The sequence below is a fragment of the Butyrivibrio sp. genome (assembly GCF_017940685.1).
Lineage (GTDB): Bacteria > Bacillota > Clostridia > Lachnospirales > Lachnospiraceae > Butyrivibrio.
Map to the genome: position 1 here is coordinate 1 of NZ_JAGAYD010000104.1, position 13,489 is coordinate 13,489.

Annotated in this window: 25 protein-coding genes; 24 read left to right on the forward strand and 1 reads right to left on the reverse strand. The window is 43.0% G+C overall.

Annotated elements, in window-relative coordinates:
- Positions 1–118 precede the first annotated feature (118 nt).
- Positions 119–982 carry a class I SAM-dependent methyltransferase gene (locus tag J6I68_RS06475; protein ID WP_292218691.1) on the reverse strand — a complete coding sequence of 288 codons (864 nt, stop codon included), beginning with the start codon at positions 980–982 and terminating at the stop codon, positions 119–121.
- A 535-nt stretch (positions 983–1,517) separates the two neighbouring features.
- On the opposite strand from J6I68_RS06475, the gene rpsJ reads away from it, so the two are divergent.
- The 24 genes from rpsJ to J6I68_RS06595 form a co-directional block, all read left to right on the forward strand.
- A complete protein-coding gene (rpsJ, locus tag J6I68_RS06480) occupies positions 1,518–1,829 on the forward strand; it encodes a 30S ribosomal protein S10 (RefSeq protein ID WP_013279995.1) in 312 nt (103 codons plus the stop codon).
- A 140-nt stretch (positions 1,830–1,969) separates the two neighbouring features.
- Positions 1,970–2,653 (forward strand): 50S ribosomal protein L3, encoded by a 684-nt coding sequence (gene rplC, locus J6I68_RS06485; protein ID WP_292203327.1) that lies wholly within the window; start codon positions 1,970–1,972, stop codon positions 2,651–2,653.
- 26 nt (positions 2,654–2,679) lie between these two features.
- Positions 2,680–3,303, forward strand: a complete 624-nt coding sequence (rplD, locus tag J6I68_RS06490) for a 50S ribosomal protein L4 (protein ID WP_292203328.1) — start codon at positions 2,680–2,682, stop codon at positions 3,301–3,303.
- Positions 3,303–3,602, forward strand: coding sequence for a 50S ribosomal protein L23 (gene rplW, locus J6I68_RS06495; RefSeq protein WP_120739735.1), 300 nt, complete (start codon positions 3,303–3,305; stop codon positions 3,600–3,602). Before rplD ends, rplW begins: the two co-directional genes overlap by 1 nt.
- 99 nt (positions 3,603–3,701) lie before the next feature.
- On the forward strand, positions 3,702–4,544 hold the full coding sequence (gene rplB, locus J6I68_RS06500; protein ID WP_292218693.1) for a 50S ribosomal protein L2: 843 nt from the start codon (positions 3,702–3,704) through the stop codon (positions 4,542–4,544).
- A gap of 11 nt (positions 4,545–4,555) precedes the next feature.
- On the forward strand, positions 4,556–4,846 hold the full coding sequence (gene rpsS, locus J6I68_RS06505) for a 30S ribosomal protein S19 (RefSeq protein WP_022764356.1): 291 nt from the start codon (positions 4,556–4,558) through the stop codon (positions 4,844–4,846).
- 30 nt (positions 4,847–4,876) lie between these two features.
- A complete protein-coding gene (gene rplV / locus J6I68_RS06510; RefSeq protein ID WP_199712415.1) occupies positions 4,877–5,272 on the forward strand; it encodes a 50S ribosomal protein L22 in 396 nt (131 codons plus the stop codon).
- Between the two features lie 19 nt (positions 5,273–5,291).
- Positions 5,292–5,963 carry a 30S ribosomal protein S3 gene (gene rpsC / locus J6I68_RS06515; RefSeq protein WP_022772933.1) on the forward strand — a complete coding sequence of 224 codons (672 nt, stop codon included), beginning with the start codon at positions 5,292–5,294 and terminating at the stop codon, positions 5,961–5,963.
- Complete coding sequence (rplP, locus tag J6I68_RS06520) at positions 5,963–6,394, forward strand: 50S ribosomal protein L16 (RefSeq protein ID WP_292218695.1); 432 nt, start codon at positions 5,963–5,965, stop codon at positions 6,392–6,394. Before rpsC ends, rplP begins: the two co-directional genes overlap by 1 nt.
- Positions 6,391–6,600 (forward strand): 50S ribosomal protein L29, encoded by a 210-nt coding sequence (gene rpmC, locus J6I68_RS06525; RefSeq protein ID WP_034443867.1) that lies wholly within the window; start codon positions 6,391–6,393, stop codon positions 6,598–6,600. The genes rplP and rpmC overlap by 4 nt, the downstream gene beginning before the upstream one ends.
- Positions 6,601–6,629: 29 nt before the next feature.
- On the forward strand, positions 6,630–6,884 hold the full coding sequence (gene rpsQ / locus J6I68_RS06530; RefSeq protein ID WP_013280005.1) for a 30S ribosomal protein S17: 255 nt from the start codon (positions 6,630–6,632) through the stop codon (positions 6,882–6,884).
- A 21-nt stretch (positions 6,885–6,905) separates the two neighbouring features.
- Entirely contained in the window at positions 6,906–7,274 is a 369-nt protein-coding gene (gene rplN, locus J6I68_RS06535; RefSeq protein WP_013280006.1) for a 50S ribosomal protein L14, read from the forward strand.
- Between the two features lie 12 nt (positions 7,275–7,286).
- A complete protein-coding gene (rplX, locus tag J6I68_RS06540) occupies positions 7,287–7,616 on the forward strand; it encodes a 50S ribosomal protein L24 (RefSeq protein ID WP_292203330.1) in 330 nt (109 codons plus the stop codon).
- A 22-nt stretch (positions 7,617–7,638) separates the two neighbouring features.
- On the forward strand, positions 7,639–8,181 hold the full coding sequence (gene rplE / locus J6I68_RS06545; protein WP_292203331.1) for a 50S ribosomal protein L5: 543 nt from the start codon (positions 7,639–7,641) through the stop codon (positions 8,179–8,181).
- Positions 8,182–8,200: 19 nt separating this feature from the next.
- Positions 8,201–8,386, forward strand: a complete 186-nt coding sequence (locus J6I68_RS06550) for a type Z 30S ribosomal protein S14 (RefSeq protein WP_022764364.1) — start codon at positions 8,201–8,203, stop codon at positions 8,384–8,386.
- 143 nt (positions 8,387–8,529) lie between these two features.
- Complete coding sequence (gene rpsH / locus J6I68_RS06555) at positions 8,530–8,931, forward strand: 30S ribosomal protein S8 (RefSeq protein WP_013280010.1); 402 nt, start codon at positions 8,530–8,532, stop codon at positions 8,929–8,931.
- A 15-nt stretch (positions 8,932–8,946) separates the two neighbouring features.
- On the forward strand, positions 8,947–9,486 hold the full coding sequence (gene rplF, locus J6I68_RS06560; protein WP_292203332.1) for a 50S ribosomal protein L6: 540 nt from the start codon (positions 8,947–8,949) through the stop codon (positions 9,484–9,486).
- 21 nt (positions 9,487–9,507) lie between these two features.
- Positions 9,508–9,876: a 50S ribosomal protein L18 gene (rplR, locus tag J6I68_RS06565; protein WP_292203333.1), complete on the forward strand. Its 369-nt coding sequence runs from the start codon at positions 9,508–9,510 to the stop codon at positions 9,874–9,876.
- Between the two features lie 18 nt (positions 9,877–9,894).
- Positions 9,895–10,404, forward strand: a complete 510-nt coding sequence (rpsE, locus tag J6I68_RS06570; RefSeq protein WP_026652520.1) for a 30S ribosomal protein S5 — start codon at positions 9,895–9,897, stop codon at positions 10,402–10,404.
- Positions 10,405–10,426: 22 nt separating this feature from the next.
- On the forward strand, positions 10,427–10,618 hold the full coding sequence (gene rpmD / locus J6I68_RS06575) for a 50S ribosomal protein L30 (RefSeq protein WP_120739748.1): 192 nt from the start codon (positions 10,427–10,429) through the stop codon (positions 10,616–10,618).
- Positions 10,619–10,717: 99 nt separating this feature from the next.
- Positions 10,718–11,158 (forward strand): 50S ribosomal protein L15, encoded by a 441-nt coding sequence (gene rplO, locus J6I68_RS06580; protein WP_022764369.1) that lies wholly within the window; start codon positions 10,718–10,720, stop codon positions 11,156–11,158.
- The gene (gene secY / locus J6I68_RS06585; protein WP_292218697.1) at positions 11,158–12,477 is read left to right on the forward strand and encodes a preprotein translocase subunit SecY; all 1,320 of its coding nucleotides are present in this window, start codon (positions 11,158–11,160) and stop codon (positions 12,475–12,477) included. Before rplO ends, secY begins: the two co-directional genes overlap by 1 nt.
- A gap of 88 nt (positions 12,478–12,565) precedes the next feature.
- Positions 12,566–13,210 (forward strand): adenylate kinase, encoded by a 645-nt coding sequence (locus J6I68_RS06590; protein WP_292218699.1) that lies wholly within the window; start codon positions 12,566–12,568, stop codon positions 13,208–13,210.
- A gap of 7 nt (positions 13,211–13,217) precedes the next feature.
- The coding region (locus tag J6I68_RS06595) for a M24 family metallopeptidase (RefSeq protein ID WP_292218701.1) at positions 13,218–13,489 on the forward strand (272 nt) is incomplete at its 3' end.

Here is a 13,489-nt window from a genome sequence, read left to right on the forward strand (position 1 = left end):
CGGGGACGGTTCTACTGTCAGGTTTTATAAAATAAAACCTGACAGTAGAACCGTCCCCGTGTCAGCAGTAGAACCGTCCCCGTGTCAGCAAATCGCCCCCGTGTCTTATTTTTGTTTCTTACCTGGCTGTCCACCTTCCACTGGCTCCGCAGGGAAGAACAAGGCCGTTATTCTTTACAGGAAGTCCGATCTCATTAGCCTCTACGGTTCCCTTGTGAATAGGATCAAGGACTGTGTGAAGCATGTAAGAAAGTACTGCAGGTTGAAGTCCTGTGGTGTATGAATTAATTAAGAAGAAAAGAGGATCATCTGACAGGAGCTGACTTGTGAGCTGGATGAATGGGAAAACTGATTCCTCGATCTTCCAGATCTCGCCCTTTGGACCTCTTCCATATGAAGGAGGATCCATTATGATGGCGTCGTATTTGTTTCCTCTTCTTATTTCTCTTTGAACAAACTTGTTACAGTCATCAACCAGATATCTGATGGGAGCATCAGCAAGCCCTGAGGAAGCGGCATTTTCTTTTGCCCATCCTACCATACCCTTGGAGGCATCAACATGAGTTACGCTGGCGCCAGCCTTGGCGGCTGATACTGTGGCGCCGCCTGTGTAGGCAAAAAGGTTAAGGACTTTGATAGGACGATCTGCCTTCTTTATTAGTGAAGAGAACCAATCCCAGTTAGCTGCCTGCTCAGGAAAAAGACCTGTGTGCTTGAAGCTGAAGGGTTTTAGGTTAAAGGTCAGATCTCCATAGTTTATTGTCCATTCCTCAGGGAGATTGTGAAACTCCCATTCACCACCGCCCTTGCTGCTTCTGTGGTAGTGGCCGTTAGGTTTTTTCCATCCGAAATGATTCTTGTCTGTGTTCCAGATTACCTGGGGATCTGGTCGTATTAATAAGAAGTCTCCCCAGCGCTCCAGCTTCTCACCTGAAGAAGTATCTATTACTTCATAGTCTTTCCAATTATCTGCAATCCACATAGTGTTTCTTCCTTATAATATATTTAATATCATTTTACCTTAGGTTTATGGTTATCTCTATACATTAATGATAAGATAGTTAAGCTTTTGGTAAAAATGCACTGTGCATTGTACTACAATATACTTTATTTGGCATCTGAAACGGCAAATAGATTAAAATAGATCAAGCAAAATAGTTGTAAAAGGCTGATTTTATATTAAAAGTGATTAATTTTTAAAAACTTGTTGCATTTGCACAAATTATGCTTTATACTAACAAACGCTGTGACATGATAGCTATGAAGCGTGAGGTTGCTGCTTTATCCAGTTAAGCAGGTTTTCCGTGGAGCGAATGTCTAGAGGCCGGAACATAAGGCCAACCAAACTGACGACAAGTCACTGTACAGACAATTTTGAGTCTGCCAACTAGGCAGAAACGACGTGTAAGAGTTCTATGCCTTACTTTGTGTAAAGGGTCAGGACACACACGGGAGAGTGTACAGTCACCGCTTGTCGTACTTAGTTCAAAAAGTGCGAAAAGGAGGCGACTTTTTTTATGGCAAATCAGGTAATGAGAATTACACTTAAGGCTTATGATCATCAGCTTGTTGATGCATCTGCCAAGAAGATTATCGAGACAGTCAAGAAGAACGGATCTCAGGTAAGTGGACCAGTACCTCTTCCTACTAAGAAGGAAGTTGTTACTATCTTAAGAGCGGTTCACAAGTACAAGGATTCCAGAGAGCAGTTCGAGCAGAGAACACACAAGAGACTCATCGATATCATCACACCTACATCTAAGACAGTTGAGGCTCTTCAGAGACTCGAGATGCCTGCAGGTGTAAACATCAATATCAAGATGAAATAATAAATGTAACTAATGATCACCTCTACTAGTATGATGCGAGACGCATGATGCCGTGATAACTGGATAATTGTCGACTGACAATTGACGACATTGCGAATGAAGTAAGCATCCGCTGTAGACGTAATAAGGAGGTAAAACACATGAAGAAGGCTATTTTAGCTACTAAGGTCGGAATGACCCAGATCTTCAAAGAAGATGGTTCACTGGTTCCTGTAACTGTTCTTCAGGCAGGACCATGCGTAGTAACTCAGGTTAAGACAGTTGAGAACGATGGTTACAGCGCAGTTCAGGTTGGATTTGTTGACAAGAAGGAAAAGGTTGTTAACAAGGACAAGAATGGTAACAAGACAATCTACCATCGCCATGGCGCTACAAAGGCTGAGCAGGGACATTTCAAGAAGGCTGGAGTTTCTTGCAAGAGATATGTAAGAGAGTTCAAGTTCGAGAATGCTGCTGATTATGCACTTGGCGCTGAGATCAAGGCTGATATCTTCGCAGAAGGCGATAAGATTGATGCTACAGCAGTATCAAAGGGAAAAGGATTCCAGGGTGCTATTAAGAAGAATGGTCAGCACAGAGGACCTATGGCACACGGTTCCAAGTTCCACCGTCATCAGGGTTCTAATGGTTCAAGTTCAGATCCTAGCCGCGTATTCAAGGGCAAGGGAATGCCTGGTCACATGGGAAGTGTTAAGGTAACAGTTCAGAATCTTGAGGTTGTAAGAGTTGACGCTGACAAGAATCTTATTCTTGTTAAGGGCGCAATCCCAGGACCTAAGAAGGGACTTGTTGCAATCAAAGAGACCGTAAAGGCCACTAACTAATAGAACGCGAAAGGAGGACCATACAGATGGCTAATGTATCTGTTTACAATATGGAAGGCAAAGAAGTTGGCAAGATCGATTTAAGCGATGCTATCTTCGGAGTTGAAGTAAATGAACATCTCGTACACATGGCTGTACTTCAGCAGCTCGCTGATAACCGCCAGGGTACACAGAAAGCTAAGACACGTTCTGAAGTTTCAGGAGGCGGAAGAAAGCCTTGGAGACAGAAGGGAACAGGTCACGCTAGACAGGGTTCAATCAGAGCACCTCAGTGGAAGGGCGGCGGAGTTGTATTCGCTCCAGTTCCAAGAGATTACTCTTTCAAGATGAACAAGAAGGAAAAGAGATTTGCTCTTAAGTCTGCTCTTACAGACAAGGCTCAGGCAGGCAACCTCATCGTTGTTGACGAGCTTAAGTTCGACGAGATCAAGACTAAGAAGTTTGCAGAGGTAATGAACAACTTAAAGGCTACACGTAAGGCTCTTGTAGTACTTGCAGACAACGATAAGAACGTAGTTCTTTCAGCTAGAAACCTCGCTGAGGCAAACACAACACTTACAAACACACTTAATGTTTACGATATCGTAAACGCAAGAACACTGGTCCTTACAAAGGATGCAGTTGCTAAGATAGAGGAGGTGTATTGCTAATGGCAGCATTACAGTATTATGACGTAATCCTTAAGCCAGTTCTTACAGAGAAGAGCATGGCAGGCATGGCAGAGAAGAAGTACACTTTCCTTGTTAATCCTGAAGCTAACAAGACACAGATCAAGGAAGCTGTAGAGAAGATGTTCGAGGGAGCTAAGGTTAAGAAGGTTAACACCCTCAACGCTGATGGCAAGATGAAGAGACGTGGAATGACAGTTGGTTTCACAGCTAAGACTAAGAAGGCAATTGTTCAGCTCACAGAGGATTCCAAGGACATCGAGATCTTCCAGGGACTCTAATTCATAACTGATGATTATACGTGCGGATCCCCCTACAAGAGTCCAGGGTCCAAGTGATATTCACTAGTCACGTGATAAAAAACAAAGGAGAAATAAATCATGGGAATTAAGAAATACGGCCCATATACCCCATCCAGAAGAAACATGACTGGATCAGATTTCTCAGAGATCACAAAGAAGACTCCAGAGAGATCACTCATTGTTTCAAAGAACAGCAAGGCTGGTCGTAACAATCAGGGTAAGATCACAGTAAGACATCGCGGATGTGGCGGCAGAGTTAAGTACAGAATTATAGATTTCAAGAGAAATAAGGACGATATGCCTGCAAAGGTTATCGGAATTGAGTACGATCCTAACAGATCAGCTAACATCGCGCTTATCCAGTACGAGGATGGAACAAAGTCTTACATCCTTGCACCTAACGGATTAACAGATGGCATGACAGTAGTGAACGGTGCAAATGCAGAGGTCAGAGTTGGTAACTGCCTTCCACTTTCACAGATTCCTGTCGGTGAAAACGTTCACAACATCGAGCTTTATCCTGGCAAGGGCGGACAGATGGTTCGTTCAGCTGGAAACGCTGCACAGCTCATGGCTAAAGAAGGTAAGTACGCAACACTTCGTCTTCCTTCAGGCGAGATGAGAATGGTTCCTATCGAGTGCAGAGCAACAATCGGTGTAGTAGGAAATGGTGATCACAACCTTATCAACTATGGTAAAGCCGGAAGAATTCGTCACATGGGTATCCGTCCTACAGTTCGTGGTTCTGTTATGAACCCTAACGACCATCCACACGGTGGTGGTGAAGGTAGAGCACCTATCGGACGTTCTGGTCCTTCAACACCTTGGGGTAAGCCAGCTCTTGGTTATAAGACAAGAAAAGCTAAGAAGGCTTCAAACAAGCTCATCGTAAGAAGAAGAAACGGTAAAGCCATCAAATAAGGAGGAATAAAATGTCTAGATCACTTAAAAAGGGACCTTTTGCAGACGCAAGCCTGTTAAAGAAGATAGATGCTATGAACGCAGAGGGCCAGAAACAGATTATCAAGACTTGGTCTCGTCGTTCTACAATTTTCCCGTCTTTTGTTGGACACACAATCGCTGTTCATGACGGAAGAAAGCATATTCCTGTATATGTTACAGAAGATATGGTTGGACACAAGCTTGGTGAGTTCGTTCCTACCAGAACATTCAAAGGACATGCTGGAAATTCTCCCGTCGAGAGAAAGAGCAGCATAAACTAATAGTGATTCAATGAAAGGAGGTCTATTAACGTGGAAAAGGAAATTAAGCATAGATCACAAATCAAGAGAAACAGAAATCGTGACAATAGAGAGACAAGACCTTTTGCTAAGTTATCTTACGCAAGAATACCAGTTCAGAAGGCGTGCTTCGTAATGGATGCCATCAGAGGAAAGGATGTTGAGACTGCCCTGGCAATTCTCCAGTACAATCCAAGATATGCATCAAGCGTAATCTACAAGCTCCTTAGCAGCGCAGTAGCTAACGCTGAGAACAACAAGGGCATGAACAGAACTAATCTCTATGTTGCTGAGTGCACCGCAAGCAATGGCCCTATCATGAAGAGAATTCAGCCTAGAGCACAGGGCAGAGCATACAGAATCAACAAGAGAATGAGTCATCTGACTGTTATTTTGGACGAGAGATAATTGAAAGGAGAAGCAAAAAATGGGACAGAAAGTTAATCCTCATGGTCTCAGAGTAGGCGTTATCGCTGATTGGGATTCAAAGTGGTATGCTGAGTCTGGCGATTTTGCCAATAATCTTGTAGAAGATTACAATATCAGAAAATTTCTGAAGAAGAAGTTATATGCAGCTGGTGTTTCTAAGATCGAGATCGAGAGAGCATCAGACAGAGTAAAGGTTATCGTTTACACAGCTAAGCCTGGCGTAGTAATTGGTAAGGGCGGCGCTGAGATCGAAGTAACCAAGAAGGAGCTTTCAAAGCTCACAGACAAGAAGGTTCTTGTTGACATCAAAGAGATCAAGAAGCCTGATAAGGATGCACAGCTTGTTGCAGAGAACATCGCTCAGCAGCTTGAGAACCGTGTATCATTCAGAAGAGCAATGAAGTCATGCATGAGCAGAACAATGAAGACAGATGCACTTGGTATCAAGGCATGCTGCTCTGGCCGTCTTGGCGGTGCTGATATCGCTCGTTCAGAGTTCTACAGCGAGGGTACTATTCCTCTTCAGACTCTTAGAGCAGACATCGATTATGGTTTTGCTGAAGCAGATACAACCTACGGTAAGGTTGGTGTTAAGGTATGGATCTATAAGGGTGAAGTACTTCCAACCAAAGCAGGTGAGAGTTCAGATAAGGAAGGGAGCGATAAATAATGTTAATGCCAAAGAGAGTTAAGCACCGCAAGCAGTTCCGCGGTTCAATGGCTCATAAAATTACTCGTGGTAATACAATCACCTATGGTGATTTCGGAATTGTTGCGCTTGAGCCTTGCTGGATCAATTCAAACCAGATCGAGGCAGCCCGTGTAGCTATGACACGTTTCATCAAGCGTGGTGGTCAGGTTTGGATCAAAATTTTCCCTGACAAGCCTATCACATTAAAGCCTCTCGGAACACGTATGGGTTCTGGTAAGGGTGCAACTGATAGATGGGTAGCTGTTGTTAAGCCTGGTCGTGTAATGTTCGAAATCGGCGGAGTTGCCGAGGCAGATGCGAGAGAAGCTCTTCGTCTTGCGACACACAAGCTTCCTTGCAAGTGCAAGATCGTTTCAAAGGCTGATTTGGAAGGCGGTGTATCTAAATGAAGACAAATAAGTATGTAACAGAGCTTATGGCTAAGTCAGCTGAAGAGCTTCAGACAGAGCTTGTTTCAGCTAAGAAGGAACTTTTCAATCTGAAATTCCAGAACGCTACAAACCAGTTGGATAATACAGCAAGAATCAAAGAAGTAAGAAGAAATATTGCAAGAATCCAGACTGTTATCACACAGAATGCTAAAGCAGCTAACTAAGTAAGCGGAAGTTATAAGGAGAAAAGATCGTGGAAAGAAATTTAAGAAAAACGCGTGTTGGAAAAGTAACAAGCGATAAGATGGACAAGACCATCACAGTTTCCATTGAGGACCATGTTAAGCACCCTCTTTACAAGAAGATCGTAAAGAGAACATATAAGCTTAAGGCTCATGACGAGAACAACGAGTGCCGCATTGGTGACACAGTTAAGGTCATGGAGACAAAACCAATCTCCAAAGATAAGAGATGGAGACTCGTATCCATTATTGAACGTGCAAAGTAATATCAAAAAAGGAGAAATATCATGATTCAGCAGGAAAGTAGACTTAAGGTCGCTGATAACACAGGTGCTAAAGAGCTCCTTACAATCCGTGTTATGGGCGGATCTACAAGAAGATATGCGAGAATCGGCGACACAATCGTTGCATCTGTAAAAGAAGCAACACCCGGTGGAGTTGTAAAGAAGGGTGACGTTGTTAAGGCTGTTGTCGTTCGTACAGTTAAAGAGACTCGTCGTAAGGACGGTTCCTATATCAGATTTGATGAGAACGCTGCTGTTGTTATCAATGAAGATGGTACGCCTAAGGGAACACGTATTTTTGGACCAGTAGCTAGAGAGCTTCGTGAGAAGAAGTTCATGAAGATTCTTTCTCTTGCTCCTGAAGTATTATAAGGAGGCGCCTAGATGTCAACAAGTAAGATCAAAAAGGGTGATAGCGTAAAAGTTATCGCTGGTAAAGAGATAGGTAAGGAAGGCAAGGTCCTTTCTGTTGATACAAAGAACGGAAAGGTTGTTGTTGAGGGTCTTAACAAGGCTACACATCATGAGAAGCCTTCAGCAAAGAATCCTAACGGCGGAGTGATCGAGAGAGAAGCTGCTCTTGATATCTCTAACGTAGTTTACCTTCACAAGGGACAGCCTACCAAGATCGGCTTCAAGGTAGAGAAGGACGAGAATGGTAAGGTTGTAAAGAAGAACCGTATCGCTAAAAAGACTGGCGAGGTTATCGACTAATTAAGAAAGGAGGTAGAAAGCGTTGAGTAGATATAAGGATTTATACAAAAATGAGATTGTTGATGCTATGACCAAGAAGTTCGGTTACAAGAACGTTATGCAGGTACCTAAGCTCGACAAGATCGTTATCAATATGGGCGTTGGTGAGGCTAAAGAGAATGCTAAGCTTCTTGAGAACGCTGCTAACGATATGACCATCATTTCTGGTCAGAAGCCTGTTATTACAAAGGCTAAGAAGTCTATCGCTAACTTCAAGTTAAGAGAGGGCATGCCTATCGGATGTAAGGTTACACTCCGTGGCGACAAGATGTACGATTTCCTTGATCGTCTTGTAAATCTTGCTCTTCCTCGTGTACGTGACTTCAGAGGAATTAACCCTAACTCATTCGATGGTAGAGGAAACTATGCTCTTGGTATCAAAGAGCAGCTCATCTTCCCTGAGATCGAGTATGACAAGATCGATAAGACAAGAGGTATGGACATCATTTTCACAACAACTGCTAAGACAGACGAGGAGGCTCGTGAGCTTCTTACACTGTTCAATATGCCTTTTGCAAAGAACTGATAGGAGGAAATAGAACAAAATGGCTAAATTATCCATGAAGTTGAAACAGCAGATGAAACCAAAGTTCTCAACACGTGCATATAACCGTTGTAAGATCTGTGGTCGTCCTCATGCTTATCTTAGAAAGTACGGAATCTGCAGAATTTGCTTCCGTGAGCTTGCATATAAGGGTGAGATTCCTGGTGTTCGCAAGGCATCTTGGTAAAGATTTTCTGCTGACGCAGAAAATCTAAGTGATCCTGGATGGGGGATCACAATATTTAAACTAAAACATTGCGGCTTCGTGTCTCTGCTCAATTCAGGTAGTAGTAAGGCGAAGCAAGAATAATTAAGGAGGCAAATATAAAAATGGCAATGAATGATCCTATTGCAGATATGCTTACAAGAATCCGTAACGCAAATACTGCAAAGCATGACACTGTTGATGTTCCTTCTTCAAAGATGAAGCTTGCTATAGCTAACATCCTTTTAGAAGAGGGTTATATTAAGAAGCTTGATGTTGTTGAAGATGGCGCTTTCAAGAATCTTCACATCACTCTTAAGTATGGTGCTGACAGAAATGATAAGGTTATCACAGGACTTAAGAGAATCTCAAAGCCTGGTCTTCGTGTATACGCAGGCAAGGATGAGCTTCCTAGAGTATTAGGTGGTCTTGGTATTGCAATCATTTCTACAAACCAGGGCGTTGTAACTGATAAAAAAGCAAGAGAGCTCCAGGTTGGTGGCGAAGTTCTTGCATTCATTTGGTAAATTGGAGGTACGGGCATGTCACGAATCGGAAAAATGCCAATCGCAGTTCCTGCTGGAGTTACAGTAGAAGTTGCAGAAAATAATAAGGTGACTGTAAAGGGACCTAAGGGAACCCTTACAAGAGTTTTCCCTGCAGAAATTTCTTTTTCACAGGAAGATGGCAACATCGAGGTTAAGAGACCTGATGACCAGAAGAAAACAAGAGCATTACATGGTCTTTCAAGAAGCCTTCTTAACAACATGGTAGTTGGTGTTACAGATGGTTTCGAGAAGAAGCTTGAAGTAAACGGTGTAGGTTACAGAGCGGCTAAGAACGGCAAGACACTCTCTCTGACACTTGGTTATTCACACCCTGTAGAGCTTGAGGATCCAGAAGGAATCGAGACAGTTGTAGAGGGACAGACAATCACAGTTAAGGGAATTGACAAAGAAAAGGTTGGACAGCACGCTGCAATCATCAGAGAAAAGAGAGCTCCAGAGCCATATAAGGGCAAGGGTATCAAGTATGCTGATGAGGTTATCAGACGTAAAGTTGGTAAGACCGGTAAGAAATAATTGAGATAAGGAGAGTGCAAAATGGTTAGTAAGGAATCAAGATCAAAAGTTCGTGCTAAAAAGCACATGAGGATTCGTAATCGTTTCAGCGGCACAGCTGAGAGACCAAGACTTGCTGTATTCAGAAGCAACAACCACGTTTACGCACAGGTTATTGATGATGAGAGCGGCAAGACACTTGTATCTGCTTCAACTCTTGAAAAAGATATCAAGGCTGAGCTTGAGAATACAGATGACACAGCAGCAGCAACAAAGATCGGCGATGTAGTTGCAAAGAGAGCTTTAGAGAAGGGTATCAAGACTGTTGTTTTCGACAGAGGAGGATACATCTATCACGGAAAAGTTAAGGCTCTTGCCGAGGCTGCCAGAGAAGCTGGCCTAGAATTCTAAGAAGGGAGAAATTTTCAAATGAAGCGTAATATCGTTGATGCAAGTCAGCTTGAATTGACAGATAAAGTAGTTACCATCAAGCGTGTTACAAAGGTTGTTAAGGGTGGACGTAACATGAAGTTCACAGCACTTGTAGTTGTTGGTGACAACAACGGACACGTTGGTGTTGGTCTGGGTAAGTCAACTGAAATCCCAGATGCTATCCGTAAGGGTAAAGAGGATGCTACTAAGAACCTTATTACTGTTCCTCTTGATGAGAACAACAGTATTACACACGATTTCGTAGGAAAGTTCGGCTCAGCTGAAGTTCTTCTTAAGAGATCTCCAGAAGGTACTGGTATCATCGCTGGTGGTCCAGCTCGTTCAGTTTGTGAGCTTGCTGGTATCAGAAACATCAGAACAAAGTCACTTGGTTCAAACAACAAGCAGAATGTTGTTTATGCTACAATCAATGGACTTGCACAGTTAAAGACACCTGAAGAAGTTGCAGCAAAGCGCGGTAAGTCAGTAGCAGAAGTAACCGCATAACTTTTGACTAAGGAGAAAATCAATGGCAAACAGTGAGAAGAAGCTTAAGATCACATTGGTTAAGTCTACAATTGGTGCTGTGCCTAAGCAGGTAGCAACTGTAAAATCAATGGGATTTAAGAAACTTAACAGTAGCGTTGAGCTGCCTGACAATCCTGCAACAAGAGGACAGATTCAGCAGATCAAGCACCTTGTTAAGGTAGAAGAGATCTAATTACACTAAAAACATGTATCCGGGACCGGTTTTCGAAGGTGCGAGTGGCTAGGGCTGCGTATAGCGCTGGGGGTTCCGGCATTTATAAGGAGGAATATCATGGAATTATCCAACTTAAGACCTGCTGAAGGGTCTGTACAGAGCGATAATTTTAGAAGAGGCCGTGGCCATGGTTCAGGAAATGGCAAGACTGCTGGTAAGGGACACAAGGGACAGAAGGCTCGTTCAGGAGCTCCAAGACCTGGTTTCGAAGGTGGTCAGATGCCTCTGTTCAGAAGACTTCCTAAGAGAGGCTTCAAGAATATCAATCACAAGAATATCGTAGGTATCAATGTATGCGCCCTTGACGTATTTGAGGATGGAGCAGTTGTAGATGTTCAGGCACTTAAGGATCAGGGAATCATCAAGAAAGAGCTTGATGGCGTAAAGATCCTTGGAAATGGCGAGATTACTAAGAAGCTTACGGTTAAAGCAAATGCGTTCAGCGCAGCAGCTAAAGAGAAGATCGAGGCACTTGGTGGAACAACAGAGGTGATCTAATGTTTAAATCCCTAATGAATGCATTGAAAGTCAAAGAAATTAGAACTAAGATTCTATTTACTTTTCTTATGCTCTGTGTGATCAGGCTCGGATCTGCTATTCCTGTACCTGGAATGAATACAGCAGTTTTCCGTAACTGGTTCTCAGGACTTACAGATAGTGATGCTTTTGGCTTCATGGATCGATTTACTGGTGGATCATTTGAGAACATGTCAATCCTTGCTCTCAACATCACACCATATATCACATCTTCCATTATTATTCAGCTTCTTACAATTGCTATTCCTAAGTTTGAGGAGTGGCAGAAAGATGGTGAGGACGGAAGAAAGAAGCTTACAGCGCTTACAAGATATATTACTATAGCTTTAGCGCTTATCGAGTCCATCGCAATGGCAATCGGTTTCTACAGGAACACAGGCTTCTTAACAGAGCAGTCAATCTTCCTTGTAGTTCAGATTGTTGCAGCACTTACTGCTGGTAGTGCATTCCTGATGTGGGTTGGTGAGAGAATCACCGAAAACGGGGTAGGAAATGGTATCTCAATAGTACTTACTATTAACATCCTTTCCAGAATGCCTTCAGATATCAGTTCACTTTTCGAGCAGTTCGTGCTCGGAAAACCTATTGCTAGGGGAGTAGTTGCAGCAGTTGTAATTATTGCAGTTATAGTTGCAATGGTAATCCTTGTTGTTCTTCTTAACGGAGCAGAGCGCAGAATCCCTGTTCAGTACGCTAAGAAGATACAGGGCAGAAAGACTTATGGCGGAAATCGTTCAGAGATCCCTCTTAAAGTCAATACTGCAGGTGTTATGCCAATTATCTTTGCTATGTCACTTTTCCAGTTCCCAATCATCATTACTCAGCTTACTGGCTATAACGGAAGTGGTGCATGGGGCAGGTTCGTAGCATATCTCAATCAGAGTAATTGGTGCAATCCTAACCATTGGAATTATTCAATCGGACTTATTGTTTATATTCTTTTGCTTATCTTCTTTGCATATTTCTATACATCGATTACATTCAATCCTATAGAGATTGCAGAGAACATTAAGAAGCAGGGCGGATTCATCCCTGGAATCAGACCAGGTAAGCCCACCAGTGATTATCTCACTGGTATCCTGAACTACATCATTTTCATTGGCGCATGCGGACTTACAATTATCGGTGTGCTTCCTATTTTCTTCAATGGTGTATTTGGAGCACGTGTATCATTTGGTGGTACCAGTCTTATCATCGTAGTAAGTGTTATACTTGAGACGATCAAGCAGATTGAATCACAGATGCTTGTGCGCAATTACAAGGGTTTCTTGGAAGATTAAGCTATGATACAATGTAAGAGGCGCAGGGACCTGCACTGACGCAGGCCCCTAAACCTCTTATCTTAATTTTAGAGAAGGGTGAATGAGTATGAAAATTATTATGTTAGGTGCACCTGGTGCAGGTAAGGGAACACAGGCCAAGATGATTGCGGACAAGTTTGGCATTCCGCACATCTCAACTGGCGACATTTTCAGAGCAAATATCAAGAACGGAACAGATCTTGGTAAAAAGGCTAAAGAGTACATGGATAAGGGACAGCTTGTTCCTGATGAGCTCACTGTTGAGATCCTTCTCGACAGAGTTGCTAATGAGGATTGCAAGAACGGATATGTTCTTGATGGATTCCCACGTACTATTCCACAGGCAGATGTTCTTGACAAAGAGCTTACTAAGCTCGGCGACAAGGTTGATTTTGCCATCAACGTAGATGTTCCTGATGAGAACATCGTTCGCAGAATGTCAGGAAGAAGAGCATGCCTTAAGTGTGGTGCTACCTATCATATTGAGCATATTCCACCTAAGAAAGAGGGAATATGTGATACATGTGGCAGCGAGCTTGTTCAGAGAGATGATGACAAGCCTGAAACAGTTCAGAACAGGCTATCAGTTTATCACGAGCAGACTCAGCCACTTATCGAGTACTACGACAAGAAGAACATTCTTAAGACAGTCGATGGTACTAAGGATATGCAGGAAGTATTCAATAACATTGTTAATATTCTGAACGCATAAGGAAAAAATGGCTATTACAATTAAAACCGATGAAGAATTAGAGCTTATGCGGCAGTCGGGACGTCTTTTGGCTAAGGTTCATGAAGAACTTCACGCCGCTCTAAGACCAGGCATTTCCACCTATGAACTTGATGAGATAGGTGAAAAGACGATCCGTGGGCTTGGGGGAATACCCAACTGTAAGGATTATGAGGGATTTCCCGCTTCTGTGTGCATATCAGTGAATGACGAGGTCGTTCACGGAATACCAAGTAAAGACAGGATCCTTGTGGAGGGTGA

Excerpts from the sequence above, each read along its gene's own strand:
- rplO (WP_022764369.1), top strand. The coding sequence starts at position 10,718 with ATGGAATTATCCAACTTAAGACCTGCTGAAGGGTCTGTACAGAGCGAT.
- J6I68_RS06550 (WP_022764364.1), top strand. The coding sequence starts at position 8,201 with ATGGCTAAATTATCCATGAAGTTGAAACAGCAGATGAAACCAAAGTTC.
- rplW (WP_120739735.1), top strand. The coding sequence starts at position 3,303 with ATGGCAGCATTACAGTATTATGACGTAATCCTTAAGCCAGTTCTTACA.
- rpsS (WP_022764356.1), top strand. The coding sequence starts at position 4,556 with ATGTCTAGATCACTTAAAAAGGGACCTTTTGCAGACGCAAGCCTGTTA.
- rpsE (WP_026652520.1), top strand. The coding sequence starts at position 9,895 with ATGAAGCGTAATATCGTTGATGCAAGTCAGCTTGAATTGACAGATAAA.
- rpsJ (WP_013279995.1), top strand. The coding sequence starts at position 1,518 with ATGGCAAATCAGGTAATGAGAATTACACTTAAGGCTTATGATCATCAG.
- rpmC (WP_034443867.1), top strand. The coding sequence starts at position 6,391 with ATGAAGACAAATAAGTATGTAACAGAGCTTATGGCTAAGTCAGCTGAA.
- J6I68_RS06590 (WP_292218699.1), top strand. The coding sequence starts at position 12,566 with ATGAAAATTATTATGTTAGGTGCACCTGGTGCAGGTAAGGGAACACAG.
- secY (WP_292218697.1), top strand. The coding sequence starts at position 11,158 with ATGTTTAAATCCCTAATGAATGCATTGAAAGTCAAAGAAATTAGAACT.
- rplN (WP_013280006.1), top strand. The coding sequence starts at position 6,906 with ATGATTCAGCAGGAAAGTAGACTTAAGGTCGCTGATAACACAGGTGCT.
- rpmD (WP_120739748.1), top strand. The coding sequence starts at position 10,427 with ATGGCAAACAGTGAGAAGAAGCTTAAGATCACATTGGTTAAGTCTACA.
- rplX (WP_292203330.1), top strand. The coding sequence starts at position 7,287 with ATGTCAACAAGTAAGATCAAAAAGGGTGATAGCGTAAAAGTTATCGCT.
- rplD (WP_292203328.1), top strand. The coding sequence starts at position 2,680 with ATGGCTAATGTATCTGTTTACAATATGGAAGGCAAAGAAGTTGGCAAG.
- rplF (WP_292203332.1), top strand. The coding sequence starts at position 8,947 with ATGTCACGAATCGGAAAAATGCCAATCGCAGTTCCTGCTGGAGTTACA.
- rplR (WP_292203333.1), top strand. The coding sequence starts at position 9,508 with ATGGTTAGTAAGGAATCAAGATCAAAAGTTCGTGCTAAAAAGCACATG.
- J6I68_RS06475 (WP_292218691.1), bottom strand. The coding sequence starts at position 982 with ATGTGGATTGCAGATAATTGGAAAGACTATGAAGTAATAGATACTTCT.
- rpsH (WP_013280010.1), top strand. The coding sequence starts at position 8,530 with ATGGCAATGAATGATCCTATTGCAGATATGCTTACAAGAATCCGTAAC.
- rpsC (WP_022772933.1), top strand. The coding sequence starts at position 5,292 with ATGGGACAGAAAGTTAATCCTCATGGTCTCAGAGTAGGCGTTATCGCT.
- rplB (WP_292218693.1), top strand. The coding sequence starts at position 3,702 with ATGGGAATTAAGAAATACGGCCCATATACCCCATCCAGAAGAAACATG.
- rplC (WP_292203327.1), top strand. The coding sequence starts at position 1,970 with ATGAAGAAGGCTATTTTAGCTACTAAGGTCGGAATGACCCAGATCTTC.
- rplP (WP_292218695.1), top strand. The coding sequence starts at position 5,963 with ATGTTAATGCCAAAGAGAGTTAAGCACCGCAAGCAGTTCCGCGGTTCA.